This window comes from Streptomyces sp. NPDC091280 (assembly GCF_044768565.1).
GTDB lineage: Bacteria > Actinomycetota > Actinomycetes > Streptomycetales > Streptomycetaceae > Streptomyces.
The window spans coordinates 247,522-265,671 of sequence record NZ_JBIVUZ010000005.1 but is presented as its reverse complement, the minus strand read 5'-3'; the positions used below and the strand labels follow the sequence as shown (position 1 = coordinate 265,671).

The window sequence follows — 18,150 nt, the reverse complement described above, 5'->3', positions numbered from 1 at the left end:
GCCGCCCGTTTGTTGCGGAGGGATGAAATCCGCTCCGCCCCGCGTTGGTGCCTTCCGAGGATCGGCGAACGGAAGGCACCCGCGTGGCAGTGAAACAGGGGGAGACGCAGGGCTGGGCCCGAAGGCTCGCCGGATACGCCTGGCGCTACCCCAAGGACGTCGTCCTCGCCCTCGGCGCCTCCCTCGCCGGCATGGCGGTGACGGCCGTCGTCCCGCTGGTCACCAAGGTGATCATCGACGACGTGATCACCGGCCACACCCGCTCCATGGCCCCCTGGGCGGGCGCCCTGGTCGGCGCCGCGCTCCTCGTCTACGTCTCCACCTACGTCCGGCGCTACTACGGCGGCCGGCTCGCCCTCGACGTCCAGCACGACCTGCGGACCGAGATGTACGGGACGATCACCCGCCTCGACGGCCGCCGCCAGGACGAGCTGTCCACCGGCCAGGTCGTCGGCCGCGCCACCAGCGACCTCCAGCTGATCCAGGGCCTGCTGTTCATGCTCCCGATGACCATCGGGAACGTGCTGCTCTTCCTGATCTCCCTCGCGATCATGGCCTGGCTGTCGCTGCCCCTGACCCTGGTCGCGCTGGCCGTCGCGCCCGCCCTCGGCTTCATCGCCCGCCGCAGCCGCAGCAGGCTCCACCCCTCCACCTGGTACGCGCAGGCCCAGGCCGCCGCCGTCGCGGGAGTCGTCGACGGCGCCGTCAGCGGCGTCCGCGTGGTGAAGGGCTTCGGCCAGGAGGACCAGGAGACCGGGAAACTGCGGGAGGTCGGCCGCCGCCTCTACGCGGGCCGGCTGCGCACCATCCGGCAGAACGCCCGCTACACCCCCGCCCTCCAGGCCGTACCCGCCCTCGGCCAGGTCGCGATGCTCGCCCTCGGCGGCTGGCTCGCGGTGCGCGGCCACATCACGCTCGGCACCTTCGTCGCCTTCTCCACCTACCTCGCCCAGCTCGTCGGCCCGGTCCGCATGCTCGCCATGGTCCTCACCGTCGGCCAGCAGGCCCGCGCGGGCACCGAACGCGTCCTGGAGCTCATCGACACCGAGCCCTCGATGACGGACGGCACCAAGGACCTCCCCGCCGACGCCCCGGCCACCGTCGAGTTCGACGACGTCTCCTTCGGCTACGCCCACGACCGCCCGGTCCTCGACGGCCTCAGCTTCGAGATCCGCCCCGGCGAGACCCTCGCCGTCGTCGGCTCCTCCGGCTCCGGGAAATCCACGGTCTCGCTCCTGCTGCCCCGCTTCTACGACGTCACCCACGGCGCCGTCCTCATCGGCGGCCACGACGTCCGCGAACTCACCCTCGACTCCCTGCGGGCCGCGATCGGCCTGGTCCCCGAGGACTCCTTCCTCTTCTCCGACACGGTCCGCAACAACATCGCCTACGGCCGCCCCGACGCCACCGAGGAGGAGATCCGCACCGCCGCCCGGGCCGCCCAGGCCGACCGGTTCATCGCCGAACTCCCCGAGGGCTACGACACGACGGTCGGCGAACACGGCCTCACCCTCTCCGGCGGCCAGCGCCAGCGCGTCGCCCTGGCCCGCGCGATCCTCACCGACCCGCGCCTGCTGGTCCTCGACGACGCGACCTCGGCGGTCGACGCCCGCGTCGAGCACGAGATCCACGAGGCCCTCAAACAGGTCATGGAGGGCCGCACGACCCTCCTCATCGCGCACCGCCGCTCCACCCTCAACCTCGCCGACCGCATCGCCGTCCTCGACGCCGGCCGGCTCGCCGACATCGGCACGCACGAGGAGCTGACGGAGCGCTCACCGCTCTACCGCCGCCTGTTGACCGACCCCGACGAACTCGGCGGCGTCTCGCCCGGCCACGCCCTGCCGGTCGCACCGGCCGAGGACACCTCCGTACGCGAGGAGCTGGACGCGGAGTTCGACGCCGAGCGCGGGGTCACCCCCCACCTGTGGACCGGCGACCGCGAACCCAAGGACACCGCGCTGTCCGGGATGCCCGCGACACCCGAACTCCTCGCGCAGGTCGACGCGTTGCCGCCGGCCACCGACACCCCCGACATCGACGAGGCGCGCGCGGTGCGGGCCGAGGACTCCTACGGGCTGCGCCGGCTGCTGCGCGGTTTCGGCGCCCCGCTGCTGATCAGCCTCGGCCTGGTCGCCGTGGACGCGAGCACGAGCCTGCTGCTGCCGATCATGATCCGGCACGGCATCGACCAGGGCGTGACCAGGACGGCGATCGGCGCGATCTGGTCGGCCTCGCTGCTGGCGCTCGTCGCGGTGGTCGTGCAGTGGGCGGCGCAGCGCGGTGAGACGAGGATGACCGGACGCACCGGGGAGCGGGTCCTCTACACCCTCCGCCTCAAGATCTTCGCCCAGCTGCAACGGCTCGGACTCGACTACTACGAGCGGGAGTTGACCGGCCGGATCATGACGAGGATGACGACCGACGTCGACGCCCTCTCCACGTTCCTCCAGACCGGTCTGGTCACGGCCTTCGTGTCGGTGGTCACCTTCTTCGGCATCATGGTCGCCCTGCTGGTGATCGACGTACAGCTGGCGCTGGTCGTGTTCGCGACCCTCCCGCCGCTGGTCGTCGCCACGTTCTTCTTCCGACGGGCGAGCGTGAAGGCGTACGAACTCGCCCGTGAGCGCGTCTCGTCGGTCAACGCCGACCTCCAGGAATCGGTGTCCGGGCTGCGGATCGTGCAGGCCTTCCGGCGCGAGAAGGACGGCGGCAGGCGGTTCGCCGAGCGCAGCGCCGACTACCGCGCGGCCCGCACCCGGGGCCAGTGGCTGATCTCCGTCTACTTCCCCTTCGTGCAGCTGCTGTCGTCGGTGGCGGCGGCGTCGGTGCTGATCGCGGGCGCGGGACGGGTCGACGACGCGACCCTGACGACCGGCGCGCTGGTCGCCTACCTGCTCTACATCGACCTGTTCTTCGCCCCGGTCCAGCAGCTCTCGCAGGTCTTCGACGGCTACCAGCAGGCCACGGTCTCGCTGGGCCGCATCCAGGAACTCCTCCGGGAACCGACGTCCACCCGGGCGGCCGACGAACCGCTCGACGTCCTCTCGCTGCGCGGCGACATAGCCTTCGAGGACGTGCACTTCGCGTACGGAGACGGCGAAGAGGCCCTGGGCGGCGTCGAGTTGACGATCCCGGCGGGCCAGACGGTCGCCTTCGTCGGCGAGACCGGCGCGGGCAAGTCGACGCTGGTGAAGCTGGTCGCCCGCTTCTACGACCCGACGGGCGGCCGGGTCACGGTCGACGGCGCGGACCTGCGGTCCCTGGACATCACGTCGTACCGCCACCACCTGGGCGTCGTCCCCCAGGAGGCGTACCTCTTCCAGGGGACCGTCCGCGACGCCATCGCCTACGGCCGCCCCGAGGCCACCGACGCCGAGGTGGAGGCGGCGGCCCGCGCGGTCGGCGCGCACGAGATGATCGCCACGCTGGAGGGCGGCTACCTCCACGAGGTCGCGGAGCGGGGCCGCAACCTCTCGGCGGGCCAGCGCCAGCTGATCGCCCTGGCCCGCGCGGAGCTGGTGGACCCCGACATCCTCCTCCTGGACGAGGCGACGGCGGCCCTGGACCTGGCCACGGAAGCCCTGGTCAACCAGGCCACCGACCGCCTCGCCGGCCGCCGCACCACCCTCGTGGTGGCCCACCGCCTCACCACGGCGGCCCGCGCCGACCGGGTCGTGGTGATGGATCACGGACGCGTGGTGGAGGACGGCACGCACGAGGAGCTGCTGGTGCTCGGCGGGTACTACGCCGAGTTGTGGCGGACTTTCGTCGGGGCGCCCGAGAGCGAGGAGCCGGTCGGCTCGGCTCGTTGAGGGGCGGGCGGCGGGGCTCGCCGGGGGCGCGCAACCGTTCGACGTACGTCTTGCGTCCGTACATCAGTACGCTGTTCGGCTGCTGTGCGGGAGGGGCGACTGTGGAGATGGGTGCGCTACGACGGCGGGTGGCGCTCGGCACGGCCGTGTTCGCCACGGCCGGGCTGCTCGCGCTCGCGGCCCCCGGCAGCGCCCAGGCGGCCTCCGTCTGCCCGGGGCGTGAGGTGGCCGTGCTGCCCTTCTCCACCGGGGCCGTCCATGTCTTCCGCCGGGGCGACTACATCTGCGCGTACACCGCCCCGAAGAACCCCGGTGCCAAGCGCGCGATGTCGGTCAGTGTCCAGGCCCGCGGCAACCGGCCGGTCGTCGACAAGGGGCGCTACACGCGCCGCGCCGGACCGGTCACCGTGCACGTCGGCCACCGCTGCGTGCGGATCAAGGGCGCGGTCGGCTCCGGCTCGGTCGGCTCCGGCTGGATCCTGTGCTGAACCGCCGGTCGGCGCCCTGAGTGAACAATCCCCTCTGGTGTGACGGTAGTTGCTCGGCTAGCTTCCGGTTCACAACTGCCTCACAGGGGAGACCGCATGCGCAAGGCGCTCAGATGGCTGCTGGCGCTCACCGTGCTCATAGGCACACTGAGCACGGCCGGAGCGGCCACCGCCGCCCCGGCCGGCCGAACCGGTACCACGGATCAGACCGCGGACATCAAGGACCAGTTGCTGGCGATACCCGGCATGAGCCTGGTCCAGGAGAAGCCGTACACCGGCTACCGCTACTTCGTCCTGAACTACACCCAGCCGGTCGACCACCGGCACCCGTCCAAGGGCACGTTCCAGCAGCGGATCACCGTGCTGCACAAGGACGTCTCCCGCCCGACGGTCTTCTACACCAGCGGCTACAACGTCTCCACCACCCCCAGCCGCAGCGAACCGACCCGGATCGCGGACGCCAACCAAGTCTCCCTGGAATACCGCTACTTCACCCCGTCCCGGCCCGCCCCGGCCGACTGGTCCAAGCTCGACATCTGGCAGGCGGCCAGCGACCAGCACCGCGTCTTCAAGGCCCTCAAGCCGATCTACACCAGGAACTGGATCGCCACCGGCGGCTCCAAGGGCGGTATGACGGCCACCTACTTCAAGCGGTTCTACCCGCACGACATGGACGGCGTCGTCGCCTACGTCGCCCCCAACGACGTGGTGAACAACGAGGATTCGGCCTACGACCGCTTCTTCACCAGGGTCGGCACCAAGGAGTGCCGCGACCGCCTGGACGCCGTACAGCGCGAGGCGCTGGTGCGCAGGGACCCGCTGGAGAAGAAGTACGCGGCGTACGCGGCCGACAACGGCTACACCTTCACCACCGTCGGCAGCCTGGACAAGGCCTACGAAGCCGTCGTCCTCGACTACGTCTGGGGCTTCTGGCAGTACAGCCTGCTCTCCGACTGCGACACCGTTCCCGCGAACGCGGCGACCGCCACCGACGACGAGATCTGGACCTCGGTCGACACGATCTCCGGCTTCTCCTTCTACACCGACCAGGGCCTGGACCCCTACACCCCGTACTACTACCAGGCGGGCACCCAACTCGGCGCCCCCACCATCCAGTTCCCCTACATCGAGAAGAAGTACATCCGCTACGGCTACCAGTCGCCCCGCACCTTCGTCCCCCGCTCCATCCCGATGAGGTTCCAGCCGGGCGCGATGCGCGACGTCGACACCTGGGTCCGCCACCACGCCGACCACATGCTCTTCGTCTACGGCCAGAACGACCCGTGGGGCGCCGAGCGGTTCGCCGTCGGCAAGGGCGCGAAGGACTCCTACGTCTTCACCGCGCCCGGCCTCAACCACGGCGCGAACGTCGCGGGCCTGACGGCCGACCAGAAGGCGCTGGCCACCGCCCGCATCCTGGCCTGGGCCGGTGTCCCCGCCGCGACGACCGCGCGGGCGGAGCCGCTGGCGCCGTACGACACGCGTCTGGACCGGCAGGACCTGCGGCGCGAGCCGACGCTGCGCCCGTAACACCCGTGCCGCGCCCGGCCGTTGGTGGTCCGATCGACTACACCGGCCGGGCGCAGCCCACGGGCCGGCTGCCGCCGAGCTGGACGTAGAGGGCGGTCGAGGCGGGGCAACTCGCGCGCCTGAGCACCGCCTTGACCACCTTGTACTGCGGCTTGCGCCGCCCCGAGCCGTCGCACGCGGTCTCCCGGACCTGGCCACTGCCCGAGCCGTAGACGCAGTCGCCGGGGATCGTGCGCGGACCGCCCCCGCCGCCCGGGTCGCCGGGGTGCGGCGGCTCCAGGTCGCGCATACAGGCGTAGCCCTTGGGCACCGCGCCGTCGCGGCCCGTGCCCGGGGTGCCCTGGGCGCCGATGTGCAGCACGAAGTCGGTGGTCGCCGGGCACTCGGGGCCGGTGCTCACATCACCGTCGTGACGCGCGACGACCCGGGCGGCGGCCCGCTCACTGGTGCAGGGCACCTCGGTGAAACTCGTCGTACCGAAGGAACTGCACTCGCCGACGCCGAGGAAGACCGCGCCGTGACCGGCGGTCCGGGTGGTCGAGGACGCGGTCGCCGTGGCGCCGACGCGGCCGGAACCGCTCGCGGACGAGCAGCCGGCCAGCAGGGCGGCGAGCAGCGCGCACACCGCCCCGGCGCTCCATCTCTCACCCATCGTTCCCCCCGGACTGCCCCCGCCCAGCCTGACCCCCGGCGACCGGCGCACGCCAGCGGTACGGGTGCCTTTGGGCCGGTTGGCGGGGGTGGGGAGGGTGGGTGTCGTACCTCTAGTACGACAGTCCGTGACCGATCGGATACAGCTCCTGCGCGGGGTCGTCCGCCCGTGGCACGGCCACCGGGAGCCTCCCGCGCGGGGCCACCCGGCCCGCGATCACCCGTGCCGCCGCCCGCAGTTCGACGTCGGTCCAGGAGTAGGACGCCAAGTAGGCGGGGACGGCGGGCAGTTGGGCGACATCGTAGGGGTTGCGGACGGCGACGGCCACGACCGGGCGCCCGGTGGCGGCCAGTTGCTCGACCAGGGTCTTCTGCGGGTCGGCCGCCGTGACGTTGTAGGTCGTCACGACGACCGCGTCCGCCGCCCGCGCCGCCGCCACGGCCCGCGCGACGGTCTCGGCGGAGGGCGCGGTGCCGGTGGCCAGCACGGCTGCCGTGAAGCCCAACTCCCCCAGCGCCGAGGCCAGTACACCGGTGGGCGGTCCCGTCGTACCGGACGGGGAGGCCGGATCGGCGCCGACGACCAGGACGTTCCCGTGCGTACGACGGGACAGCGGGAGCAGTCCTCCCCGGTTGACCAGGAGCGTGGTGGTCCGCTCGGCGACGCGGTCGGCGGCGGCGCGGTGCCCGGCGGCGCCGACCACGAGGTCCACGGCCGCCGGGCTGACGTACGGCTCCTCGAAGAGTCCGAGCCGCGACTTCAGCCGCAGCACCCGCAGCACCGACTCGTCGATCCGCGCCTCGGTCAACTCCCCCTCGCGCACGGCCCTGACGACGGCGTTCCAGGCGATGTCGAGGGAGGGCGGGTCGAGCAGCTGGTCGACCCCGGCCTTCAGCGCGAGCACCGGCACGCGGTCGTCGCCGTACTTCTGACGGACGCCCGCCATGCCGAGCGAGTCGGTGACCACCACACCGTCGTAGCCGAGTTCGCCGCGCAGGACTCCGGTGACGATCGGGCGGGAGAGGGTGGCCGGGTCGCCGGAGTCGTCGAGGGCCGGGACCTTGATGTGCGCGGTCATGATCGCGTCGATCCCGGCCCTGACGGCGGCCCGGAAGGGCACGGCGTCCAGCCGCCCCCACAGCTCGCGGCTGTGCGTGATGACCGGGAACCCGGTGTGGCTGTCCACGGCGGTGTCCCCGTGCCCCGGGAAGTGCTTGGCGGTCGCCGCCACCCGGCTGTCCTGGTACCCGGTCACCTCGGCGGCGACCAGCCCCGCCACCGCGTCCGGGTCGGCGCCGAAGGACCGTACGCCGATGATCGGGTTGGCCGGGTTCACGTTCACGTCGGCGTCGGGGGAGTAGTCCTGGTTGACGCCCATCGCGCGCAGCTCGGCGCCGGAGATCCGGCCGACCGTGCGGGCGTCGGCGCGGGAGCCGCCCGCGCCGAGCGCCATCGCGCCGGGGAAGAGGGTGGCGGGCGCGCCGATCCGGCAGACGACGCCGTGCTCCTGGTCGGTGGCGATCAGCACGGGCAGTCCGCGCGGCCGGGCCAGCGACGCCCGCTGGATGCCGTTGGAGAGGCCCGCGATCTGCCGCGGGTCGCGGGTGTTGTGCGCCCAGCTGAAGTAGATGATCCCGCCGACCCGGTACTTCTCGATCAGCTCGGCGGCCGTGCGCACCCCCAGCTCGCTCAGGTTGGCGTCGGCGTCGGCCGGGTCGGGGGCGGTGGCGGAGTGGCCGTAGACCCGCGACACGAACAGCTGGCCGACCTTCTCCTCCAGGGGCATGCGGGAGATCAGCGGGCGCAGTGCCGGGTCGTCGGCGTGGGCGGGGGTGCCGACCGCGAGGGACGCGGTGACGCCGACGGTCGCGGCGAGGACGGTACGTCTGGAGGGCATGGGCGATCCTTCCGGATTCCGGAGAGTTTCCGCCTGTCGGGGGAGTGCACAGTAACCAGCGAAGGGGCCGCCATCGGCGCAGTTGGAGGGGGGCGCGCCGATGACGGCTCGCTGCCGGCCGCGGTACGGAGGAGAGGGTTGGTCAGCGTTCGCAGCCAGCGGCGAGGCCGACGCCGTACCGCGGAGACTCGTCCGGCAGCGTGCGGATTGGACGGCGGGGCCGGGGCCCGGGTTCCCGTCCGGGGCCCGATTCCCGGAAGTCGGTGAACCCGTGCACAACGGGACGGATGTGGTCACGCACAGCCACGCGCGGGCGAACGGCCGTCGTCCATCCCGTGGACGTCCCGGCGAAACGGGCGGCCACCGCCCGATCATGAGGGCATGCCCGTAGTCGACATCCCCGGTTCCAAGTCCGTCACCGCCCGCGCGCTCTTCCTGGCCGCCGCGGCCGACGGCGTCACCACCCTCCGGCGTCCGCTCCGCTCGGACGACACCGAGGGCTTCGCGGAGGGACTGACCCGGCTCGGCTACCGGGTGGGCCGCGCCCCCGACGCCTGGCGGATCGACGGCCGCCCGCAGGGACCGGCGGTCGCCGAGGCCGACGTGTACTGCCGGGACGGCGCGACCACGGCCCGCTTCCTGCCCGTCCTCGCCGCCGCCGGCCGCGGCAGCTTCCGCTTCGACGCGTCCCCGCAGATGCGGCGGCGGCCCCTGCTCCCGCTGACCCGCGCGCTGCGCGACCTCGGCGTGGACCTGCGGCACGAGGAGGCCGAGGGCCACCACCCGCTGCGCGTCGAGGCGTCCGGTGTCGAGGGCGGCGAGGTGGTGCTCGACGCCGGCCAGTCCTCGCAGTACCTCACCGCGCTGCTCCTGCTCGGCCCGCTGACCGGGAAGGGCCTGCGGATCAGGGTCACGGACCTGGTCTCCGCGCCGTACGTCGAGATCACCCTCGCGATGATGCGGTCGTTCGGCGCGGAGGTCCGCAAGGAGGGCACGGTCTACGAGGTCCTGCCGGGCGGCTACACCGCGACCACCTACGACATCGAGCCGGACGCCTCCACCGCGAGCTACTTCTTCGCGGCGGCGGCCGTGACCGGCGGCGAGGTCACCGTCCCCGGGCTCGGCACCGGCGCGCTTCAGGGCGACCTGGGCTTCGTCGACGTACTGCGCCGCATGGGCGCGGAGGTCACGACCGACGCGCACGGCACCCGGGTGCGCGGCACCGGCGAACTCCGCGGCCTCACGGTCGCCATGCGGGACATCTCGGACACCATGCCGACCCTGGCCGCCATCGCCCCCTTCGCCTCCGGCCCGGTCCGCATCGAGGACGTCGGCAACACCCGCGTCAAGGAGTGCGACCGGCTGGAGGCCTGCGCGGACAACCTCCGGCGACTGGGCGTGGAGGTCGCGACCGGGGACGACTGGATCGAGATCCGCCCCGGTTCGCGGCCCCCCGCCGGCGCGGAGATCAAGTCCTATGGCGACCACCGCGTCGTCATGTCCTTCGCGGTCACCGGACTGCGGGTGCCGGGTATCTCGTTCGACGACCCGGGGTGCGTACGCAAGACTTTCCCGGGTTTCCACGAGGCGTTCGGGGAGCTGCGGGCACAGCTGCCGGCCCGAGGGTGAGGGGATCAGTGTGGGGTTCGAGCTGAAGGCGCCTGTCCTGACCGGCGCGTCGGTGCTGCTGGAGCCGCTCGGCCACCGGCACGCGGCCGATCTCGCGGTGGCGGCGGAGGAGGACCGGGGGGCGTACGCGTTCACCTGGGTGCCGCGGGCGGACCAGGTGGGCGCCTACATCGACGCCCAGCTCGCCCGCGCGGCGACGGGCAGGCTCGCGCCGTACGCGCAGATCTCGACGGCGACCGGGCGGGCGGTCGGCGCCACGGCCTACTGGGAGCCCCGCTCCTGGCTGACGGACGATCAACTCGACGCCGTCGAGGTCGGGTTCACCTGGCTGGCCGCTTCCGCGCAGGGCACCGGCATCAACGCCGAGGCCAAACTCCTGCTGTTCCGGCACGCCTTCGAGGAATGGCGGGTCTCCCGGGTCGACCTCAAGACCGACGCCCGCAACGACCGCTCCCGCGCCGCGATCCAGCGCGTCGGCGCCCGCTTCGAGGGCGTCCTGCGCAACTGGTCCCGCTCCTGGGCGCCGGGCGAGGAGGGCAGGCTGCGGGACTCCGCGATCTACTCGATCACGGCCCAGGAGTGGCCGGAGCGCAGAAAGGCACTGGAGGAACGGGTGACCACGTCATGACCGCTTATCTCATCCTGCACGGCTGGCAGAACCACCGCCCGCAGGGCCACTGGCAGCACTGGCTCGCCGGCCGTCTGCGCGGGCTCGGCCACGAGGTGGCGTACCCCCAGCTGCCCGATCCCGACGATCCCGAACTCGACGTGTGGCTCGGGGAGTTGCGTCGGCAGCTCGACGGGCTCGGTGGAGAGCGGGTCGTTCTCGCGCACAGTGCCTCCGCCCTGCTGTGGCTGCACGCCGTCGACCGGGGGGTGGTCGGGGACGGTGACGCGGACCGGGTGCTGCTCGTCTCTCCGCCGTCCGCCTCCGTCGTCGTACGGCATCCGGAGATCGCCGAGTTCGCGCCGCCCGCCGCCCGGCCGGCGCTGCCCGGAGTCACGCGGCTGGTAGCCGGGGACGACGATCCGTACTGCCCGGAAGGCGCCCGCGAGGTCTTCGGCGATCCGCTGGGCATCCCCACCGAGATCGTCCCGGGCGCGGGGCACCTCGATCTGGACGCGGGGTACGGCTCCTGGCCGGCCGTACTGGAGTGGTGTCTGGACGGGACGGTGCCGCTCACCGCTCGTCCGGAGTGACACCGGCGCCGGCGCGCAGCTCGGGCGTGCTCGCGGCGACGCCCGTCACCGCCAGCGCGCACAGCAGGCCGCCGGTGACCAGGGCCGTCGCCCCGGAACTCCAGCCGGCCACCAGACCGCCGCGCAGATTGCCGAGGTTGGGGCCCGCCTGGCCGACGATCTGCTCGGCGGCCGAGACCCGGCCGAGCAGGGCGTCCGGGGTGTGGGTCTGGACGATCGTGCTGCGGGCGACCACCGAGCAGGCGTCGGCGCCGCCCGCCAGCGCGAGACAGGCCAGTCCCGCCCACGGATTCGTCATCAGGCCGAACGCGGCCAGCGCGGCGCCCCACGTGGTCGCGCCGACCAGCATCACCCGGCCGGGCCGGCCGAGCCGGGTGACCGCGCCGGAGAACGCGGACGCGGTGATCCCGCCGACCGAGATCGCGGACAGGAACAGCCCCAGCGTGCGCGGACTGCCCCCGAAACGCTCGGAGTTGACCAGCGGGAAGAGGCTCACCGGCATCGCCAGGACCGTCGCGGCCAGATCGGTCAGCAGCGCGCCGCGCACCACCCGGTGACCGGCCAGGAAGCGCAGACCGTCCAGGACCCCGTGCAGTCCGGCCCGTGACGGCTCGCCCTCGGGCGGCAGCGCGGGCAGGCCGAAGGCGCCGTAGAAGCCGACGAGGAAGGTGAGCGCGTCGGCCAGGTAGCAGGCGCCGATGCCGGTCCAGCCGATCAGCAGGCCGCCGAGCGCGGGGCCGACGAGCATCGTCGTCGTGAAGGCCATCGTGTTGAGGGCCAGGCCCGCCGCCACCTGGTCCTTCGGCAGCAGCCGGGGTACGAACACGCCCGACGCCGGGCCGCCCACCGCGCCGAAGCACGACTGCGCGGCGACCAGCGCGAGCACGCCGAGCACCGGTACATGGCCGGTGAAGCCCTGGACGGCGAGGAGTACTGAACAGGCCGCCTGTCCCGCCGTGTTGAGGAGGTAGATGCGCCGCCGGTCGCCGCGGTCCGCCCACGAACCGGCGAACAGGCCGACGACCACCGTGGGAACGGCGCTCGCCAGCCCGACCGCCCCGGTCCACACCGTGCTGCGGGTCATGTCCCAGACCTGGTACATGACGGTCACCGCGGTCATGAACGAGCCGAGCAGGGACACCGTCCGCCCGATCAGCAGCCGCCGGAACGCGGGCGAGGTCCGCAGCGGCCTGATGTCGAGGAGCGTGCGGGTGAGGCCGGGGTTCATGAGGGCGGGACGGGACGCGAGGAGGTTTGCCGGGGCACCGCAGGACCCTATGCGCCCGCCGTCCGCGCGGCGAGCGAATTACGCCGAGTCGTTGAGCAGCCGCGCCAGATGGTCGTGGCCCGCGGCCAGCAGCCCGGGCAGCGGCGCCGCGCTCTCGTACCAGCGCTTCTCGTACTCCCAGCACAGCCAGCCGTCCCAGTCGTGCCGGGTCAGCAGCTCCACGCACTCGGCCAGCGGCAGCACACCCGCGCCGAGCGGCAGCGGAGTGGTGTCGTCGGCCGACGCGATGTCCTTGACCTGCACATATCCGAGATACGGGCCCAGCGCGGCCAGGGTCTCCGCGGGCTGTTCGCCGCCCAGCCAGGTGTGCATGACGTCCCACAGCGCGCCCACCTGCCGGTGCCCGACCGGGCCGAGCACGCGGAGCGCGTCGGCGCCGGTCCGGTGCGAGTCGTGCGTCTCCAGCAGGATCCGTACGCCGAGGTCGGCGCCCCACTCCGCCGCCGTGCCCAGCCGCCGCGCGGCCGTCGCGTCGGCCTCGTGGACGGACTGCCCGGTACCGCCGCCGGGGAAGACGCGGACGTAGGGCGCGCCCAAGTCCCGTGCCAGCTCCAGGAGTTCGCGGATCTCCGTGAGCACGGCGTCGTCGTCGCCGGGCGCGGCCACGCGGGCGTACCCGGCCAGGCCCAGGACTTCGACCCCGGCAGCCTTGAACTCGGCCACCGCGTCGGCCCGTTGGGCCGCGTCGATGCCGGGGTGCACGGGCTCCTCGGGGTGCGCGCGCAGCTCGACGCCGTGGTAGCCGTGGGTGACGGCGAGCCGCAGCACGTCGGCCAGCGGGAGCCCGGGGACACCGAGGGTCGAGAACGCGAACTTCATGGTCACGACATTACTCGTCACTCTCCGGTCGCGTGCAGGTCCAGGCGCCAGTCCTGGCCGACGAGATCCTGGCCGAAGGAGCGGTGGGGCTTCTCGGCGACGAGGACGAAACCGTGCCGCTGGTAGATGCGGCGGGCGGCGCCGAGGATGTCGTTGGTCCACAGCACGAGGTCGTGGTAGCCGACCCCGCGCGCGAACTCGACGACCGCCGAGACCAGCCGGTCCCCGATCCGCAGCCCCCGGGCGTCCGGCTCGACGAGCAGCAGCCGCAGCCGCGCGGTCCCCGGGGCGTCGTCGCGCACGCACATCACGCACCCCACCGGCCGCCCGGCCAGCTCCGCGATCCACACCCGCTCCAGATGCGGGTCGTGGTCCTCGGCGAAGTCGGCGACGATCCGCGCGACGAGCCCCTCGTAGTCGGCGTTGAAGTCGTACTCGGCGGCGTACAGCGCCGCGTTGCGCTGCACGATCCACCCGAGGTCACCGGGCCCCGGCTCCCGCAGCACGACGTCCTCGGGCCGCGGCCCGCGTCCGCCCGACAGGAGGGTCCGTACGGTGCGCAGCGCCTCGGCGAGCCGCGGCCGGTCGGGGTCCGGCACGGTCGCCAGCAGCGCCCCGACGGATTCGTCCGCCCGCTCGGCCAGCAGGTCCGCGGTCTCCCGCCCGCGCCCGGTGAGCGTCACCCGCCGCCGCCGCGGATCGCGCTCCGAGGGCGCCCGCTCGATCAGCCCGTCCTGCTCGAACCGGTTCAGGATCCGGCTCAAGTACCCGGCGTCCAGCGACAGTTCGGAACGGAGATCGGCCGCGTCGGTGTCCGCGGAGTGCGCGAGTTCGTACAGGACACGGGACTCGGTGAGGGTGAAGGGGGCGTAGAGGTGGCGGCTGTAGTCGAGGGCGCCGATGACGTTCGTGTAGAAGCGGTTGAAGGAGCGGATGTCCTGGACGGTCATGATCGATCCCCGGTGCTCGCGCAGGGTAGTTGACTCAGTCAGAGGTTACGCGGTTCTGACCGTAGTCCCACCGGGGCGGCCAAGGCAACGGCCCAGGACGAGCGGTTCGGCCCGCGCGAGGCCCTGGCGCGGCCGGGCGGCCGGGCGACCGGGCTTCCGGCACGGTCGGAGCGCCCCCGGACCCGGACAGGGCCCGTCCCGCCGGCGGACGAACGAACGCGGACCGGCGGCCCCGGCCGCACTACGCCCGAGGCACCCCGGAAGACCCCCGCACCATCAGCTCCCCGCGCACCGTGGCGATCCCGCCCGGCGGCGGCTCCTCGCGCCCCATCGCGATCCGGCCGGCCCGCGCGCCCGCCTCCGACAGGGGCAGCCGTACCGTCGTCAGGGAGGGCACCGCGTCCACGCTGAAGGGGAGGTCGTCGAAGCCGGCGACCGAGACGTCGTCCGGGATGCGCCGTCCGGACTCGCGCAGGGCGGCGCACGCGCCCACCGCGACGGAGTCGTTCGCCGCGACCACGGCCGTCAACGACGGGTCGCGGCGCAGCAGTTCGAGCGTGGCCTCGTAGCCGGAGCGCCGGTCGTAGCGCCCGTGCACGGTCCACCGGGGGTCCTCGGCGATGCCGTGCGCGGCCAGCGCCTCGCGGTGGCCCTCCAGGCGGTGCCGGGTGGTGGTCCGCTCCTCCGGGCCCGCGATGTAGCCGAGCCGCCGGTGCCCGAGGCCGATGAGGTGCTCGGTCAGCTCCCGCCCGCCCCCGCGGTTGTCGAAGGTCAGCGCGAACGCCCCGGTGTCCGGCGCCGGCGGGCGCCCGCACAGCACCACCCGCGTCCCGGCCTCCCCGAGCTTGCGCAGCTTCGCCGCGACGGCGGCGGCGTGCGGCGCGTTCTCCATGGCGCCGCCGGTCAGCACGACGGCCGCCGCCCGCTGCCGCTGGAGCAGGGTCAGATACGTCAGCTCGCGCTCCGGGGAGCCCCCTGTGTTGCACACCACAGCCAGCCGCTCCCCGCCCGCGCGCCCGCCCGGCCCGCCGATCTCGGCCTGGATCGCGCTCGCCATGATCCCGAAGAAGGGGTCGGCGATGTCGTTGACCAGGATGCCGACCAGGTCGGAGGTGGCCGCCGCGAGCGCGCTCGCGGGACCGTTGAGGACGTAGTCGAGTTCGTCGACGGCGCGCAGCACCCGTTCGCGGGTGGTGGCCGCGACCGGGTAGTTGCCGTTCAGTACGCGCGACACCGTCGCGGGGGAGACCTGGGCGCGGGCCGCCACGTCCGCCAGGGTCACCGTCATGTCGTTCGTCCTCCGGTCGAGCTTGTTCGGTCGCGCGTCTTGTCGTACGCCGTCGTGCACAGGCCGCCCAAAGGAAGCCCCCGTCCGAGCAGACGATAAGGCCATCGGCCCCCGTCGTTCGCCCCCTCGAACAACTCGACCCCATCACGGTCTTGTACAGACCTATGCGCAAAGGCTAGCTTCTGCGTATATAGAAAGCGCTTGCTGCATTCTTGAGACGTACGTGGAAACGTACGAGGCCGAAGGGAAACACGTGACACGCAAGACGGTGCGTATCGCCATGAACGGCGTGACCGGGCGCATGGGCTACCGACAGCACCTCGTCCGCTCGATCCTCGCACTCCGTGAGCAGGGTGGTCTAGACCTCGGTGACGGAACCGTGCTGTGGCCGGAACCGGTCCTCGTCGGCCGCCGCGAGCACGCGCTGAGGGCGCTCGCCGAACAGCACGGGCTCGACCCCGAGAACGTCTCCACCGACGTCGACGCGGTCCTCGCCGACCCGACCGTCGAGATCTACTTCGACGCCCAGGTCACCTCGGCCCGCGAGGAGGCGCTGAAGAAGGCCATCGCCGCGGGCAAGCACATCTACACCGAGAAGCCGACCGCGACCGGCCTCGAAGGCGCCCTGGAACTGGCCCGCCTCGCCGACACCGCCGGCATCAAGCACGGCGTCGTCCAGGACAAGCTGTTCCTCCCGGGCCTGCTCAAGCTCAAGCGGCTCATCGACGGCGGCTTCTTCGGCCGGATCCTCTCGATCCGCGGCGAGTTCGGCTACTGGGTCTTCGAGGGCGACTGGCAGAGCGCCCAGCGCCCCTCGTGGAACTACCGCTCCCAGGACGGCGGCGGCATCGTCGTCGACATGTTCCCGCACTGGGAGTACGTCCTGCACGAGCTGTTCGGCCGCGTCAAGTCCGTCCAGGCCATCGCCACCACCCACATCCCGCAGCGCTGGGACGAGAACGGCAAGCCCTACGACGCCACCGCCGACGACGCCGCCTACGGCATCTTCGAGCTCGACAGCGGCGCCATCGCCCAGATCAACTCCTCCTGGGCCGTCCGCGTCAACCGCGACGAACTCGTCGAGTTCCAGGTCGACGGCACCGAGGGATCGGCGGTCGCCGGCCTGCGCAACTGCCGTGCCCAGCACCGCAGTTCCACCCCCAAGCCGGTCTGGAACCCCGACATCCCGGTCACCGAGGTCTTCCGCGACCAGTGGCAGGAGGTCCCCGACAACGCCGACTTCGACAACGGCTTCAAGGCACAGTGGGAGCTGTTCCTGCGCCATGTCTACGCCGACGCCCCCTACCACTGGGACCTGCTGGCCGGCGCCCGCGGTGTCCAGCTCGCCGAGCTGGGCCTGAAGTCGTCCGCCGAGGGCCGCCGCCTCGACGTCCCGGAGATCACGCTGTGACCATCCAACTCCCCGACGCCTCAGGGGCCTTGACGGCCTACGAGCCCCGCTCCGAACCCTTCGCCGTCACCTCCGGCACCCCCTTCACCTCTCGTACGGTGTTCTCGGCGGCGCATGTCGTCGCGGACCCGTTCGCCGACACCAGCCCCGACTCGCCCGCCGCCGTCGACTGGGACGCCACCCTCGCCTTCCGCCGCCATCTGTGGTCCCACGGCCTCGGTGTCGCCGAGGCGATGGACACCGCGCAGCGCGGAATGGGCCTGGACTGGGCGGGCGCGGCCGAGCTGATCCGCCGAAGCTCCGCCGAGGCCAAGGCCGTCGGCGGCCGGATCGCCTGCGGAGTCGGCACCGACCAGCTCACCGGACCGGCCTCCCTGGCCGACGTACAGGCCGCGTACGAGGAGCAGTTGGCCCTCGTCGAGGAGTCCGGCGCACAGGCCATCCTGATGGCCTCGCGCGCGCTCGCTGCCGCGGCGAAGGGCCCCGAGGACTACCTGGAGGTCTACGGCCACCTGCTGCGCCAGGCGTCCGAGCCGGTCGTCCTGCACTGGCTGGGCCCCATGTTCGACCCGGCGCTGGAGGGCTACTGGGGCTCGTCCGACCTGGACGCGGCCACCGGCACCTTCCTCGACGTCATCGCGGCCCACCCCGACAAGGTGGACGGCATCAAGGTGTCGCTCCTGGAGGCTCAGCGGGAGATCGACATCCGGCGCCGACTGCCGCAGGGCGTCCGCTGCTACACCGGCGACGACTTCAACTACCCCGAGCTGATCGCGGGCGACGACCAGGGCTTCAGCCACGCCCTGCTCGGCATCTTCGACCCGCTCGGCCCGCTGGCGGCGGAGGCGGTCCGCGTCCTGGACACCGGGAACACCGCGGGCTTCCGCGAACTCCTCGACCCCACCGTCGAGTTGTCCCGCCACCTCTTCCAGGCCCCGACCCGCTTCTACAAGACGGGCGTGGTGTTCCTGGCCTGGCTCGCGGGCCACCAGACGCACTTCACGATGGTCGGCGGCCTCCAGTCGGCCCGTTCCCTCCCGCACTTCGCCCGCGCCTACCGGCTCGCCGACGGCCTGGGCCTGTTCCCCGACCCGAAGCTCGCCGAGGAACGGATGAAGAACCTGCTCGCCCTGTACGGAGTGACCCAGTGAGCGATCCGCAGCTGTCCCGCTTCTCCATCAAC

The 18,150-nt window shown here is 72.7% G+C and carries 14 protein-coding genes; 8 read left to right on the top strand and 6 right to left on the bottom strand.

Annotated features, from left to right (window positions below; genetic code table 11):
- Positions 1-83: 83 nt before the first annotated feature.
- The 3 genes from ACIQPR_RS17230 (at position 84) to ACIQPR_RS17220 (ending at position 5,833) form a co-directional block, all read left to right on the top strand.
- A complete protein-coding gene (locus ACIQPR_RS17230) occupies positions 84-3,815 on the top strand; it encodes an ABC transporter ATP-binding protein (protein WP_403648519.1) in 3,732 nt (1,243 codons plus the stop codon).
- 107 nt (positions 3,816-3,922) lie between these two features.
- Complete coding sequence (locus ACIQPR_RS17225) at positions 3,923-4,303, top strand: hypothetical protein (RefSeq protein WP_403649340.1); 381 nt, start codon at positions 3,923-3,925, stop codon at positions 4,301-4,303.
- Between the two features lie 96 nt (positions 4,304-4,399).
- The gene (locus ACIQPR_RS17220; protein WP_403648516.1) at positions 4,400-5,833 is read left to right on the top strand and encodes a S28 family serine protease; all 1,434 of its coding nucleotides are present in this window, start codon (positions 4,400-4,402) and stop codon (positions 5,831-5,833) included.
- A gap of 37 nt (positions 5,834-5,870) precedes the next feature.
- Here the strand turns inward: ACIQPR_RS17220 and ACIQPR_RS17215 are convergent, their stop codons facing one another.
- Together ACIQPR_RS17215 and ACIQPR_RS17210 are read right to left on the bottom strand one after the other, a co-directional pair.
- A complete protein-coding gene (locus tag ACIQPR_RS17215) occupies positions 5,871-6,485 on the bottom strand; it encodes a hypothetical protein (protein WP_403648513.1) in 615 nt (204 codons plus the stop codon).
- Between the two features lie 112 nt (positions 6,486-6,597).
- Complete coding sequence (locus tag ACIQPR_RS17210) at positions 6,598-8,382, bottom strand: glycoside hydrolase family 3 protein (protein WP_403648510.1); 1,785 nt, start codon at positions 8,380-8,382, stop codon at positions 6,598-6,600.
- 381 nt (positions 8,383-8,763) lie between these two features.
- On the opposite strand from ACIQPR_RS17210, the gene aroA reads away from it, so the two are divergent.
- From aroA to ACIQPR_RS17195, 3 genes are read left to right on the top strand one after another with little or no spacing between them, the layout of a single operon-like run.
- Complete coding sequence (gene aroA / locus ACIQPR_RS17205; protein ID WP_403648508.1) at positions 8,764-10,011, top strand: 3-phosphoshikimate 1-carboxyvinyltransferase; 1,248 nt, start codon at positions 8,764-8,766, stop codon at positions 10,009-10,011.
- Between the two features lie 10 nt (positions 10,012-10,021).
- Complete coding sequence (locus ACIQPR_RS17200) at positions 10,022-10,639, top strand: GNAT family N-acetyltransferase (protein ID WP_403648506.1); 618 nt, start codon at positions 10,022-10,024, stop codon at positions 10,637-10,639.
- Positions 10,636-11,211, top strand: a complete 576-nt coding sequence (locus tag ACIQPR_RS17195) for an RBBP9/YdeN family alpha/beta hydrolase (RefSeq protein WP_403648503.1) — start codon at positions 10,636-10,638, stop codon at positions 11,209-11,211. The genes ACIQPR_RS17200 and ACIQPR_RS17195 overlap by 4 nt, the downstream gene beginning before the upstream one ends.
- Here ACIQPR_RS17195 and ACIQPR_RS17190 read toward each other — a convergent pair.
- The 4 genes from ACIQPR_RS17190 to ACIQPR_RS17175 all read right to left on the bottom strand — a co-directional run bounded on the left by ACIQPR_RS17190 (position 11,192) and on the right by ACIQPR_RS17175 (position 15,556).
- On the bottom strand, positions 11,192-12,439 hold the full coding sequence (locus ACIQPR_RS17190) for an MFS transporter (protein ID WP_403648500.1): 1,248 nt from the start codon (positions 12,437-12,439) through the stop codon (positions 11,192-11,194). The two genes, ACIQPR_RS17195 and ACIQPR_RS17190, sit on opposite strands and share 20 nt — an antisense overlap.
- Positions 12,440-12,517: 78 nt before the next feature.
- Complete coding sequence (locus ACIQPR_RS17185; protein ID WP_403648498.1) at positions 12,518-13,318, bottom strand: sugar phosphate isomerase/epimerase family protein; 801 nt, start codon at positions 13,316-13,318, stop codon at positions 12,518-12,520.
- Positions 13,319-13,335: 17 nt separating this feature from the next.
- Positions 13,336-14,268 (bottom strand): GNAT family N-acetyltransferase, encoded by a 933-nt coding sequence (locus tag ACIQPR_RS17180; RefSeq protein WP_403648495.1) that lies wholly within the window; start codon positions 14,266-14,268, stop codon positions 13,336-13,338.
- Between the two features lie 241 nt (positions 14,269-14,509).
- Positions 14,510-15,556, bottom strand: a complete 1,047-nt coding sequence (locus ACIQPR_RS17175; protein WP_403648492.1) for a LacI family DNA-binding transcriptional regulator — start codon at positions 15,554-15,556, stop codon at positions 14,510-14,512.
- A 253-nt stretch (positions 15,557-15,809) separates the two neighbouring features.
- Here ACIQPR_RS17175 and ACIQPR_RS17170 point away from each other — a divergent pair, with 253 nt between their 5' ends.
- A complete protein-coding gene (locus tag ACIQPR_RS17170) occupies positions 15,810-16,967 on the top strand; it encodes a Gfo/Idh/MocA family protein (protein ID WP_403648490.1) in 1,158 nt (385 codons plus the stop codon).
- On the top strand, positions 16,964-18,118 hold the full coding sequence (locus tag ACIQPR_RS17165) for a dihydrodipicolinate synthase family protein (protein ID WP_403648487.1): 1,155 nt from the start codon (positions 16,964-16,966) through the stop codon (positions 18,116-18,118). The genes ACIQPR_RS17170 and ACIQPR_RS17165 overlap by 4 nt, the downstream gene beginning before the upstream one ends.
- Positions 18,119-18,150 lie beyond the last annotated feature (32 nt).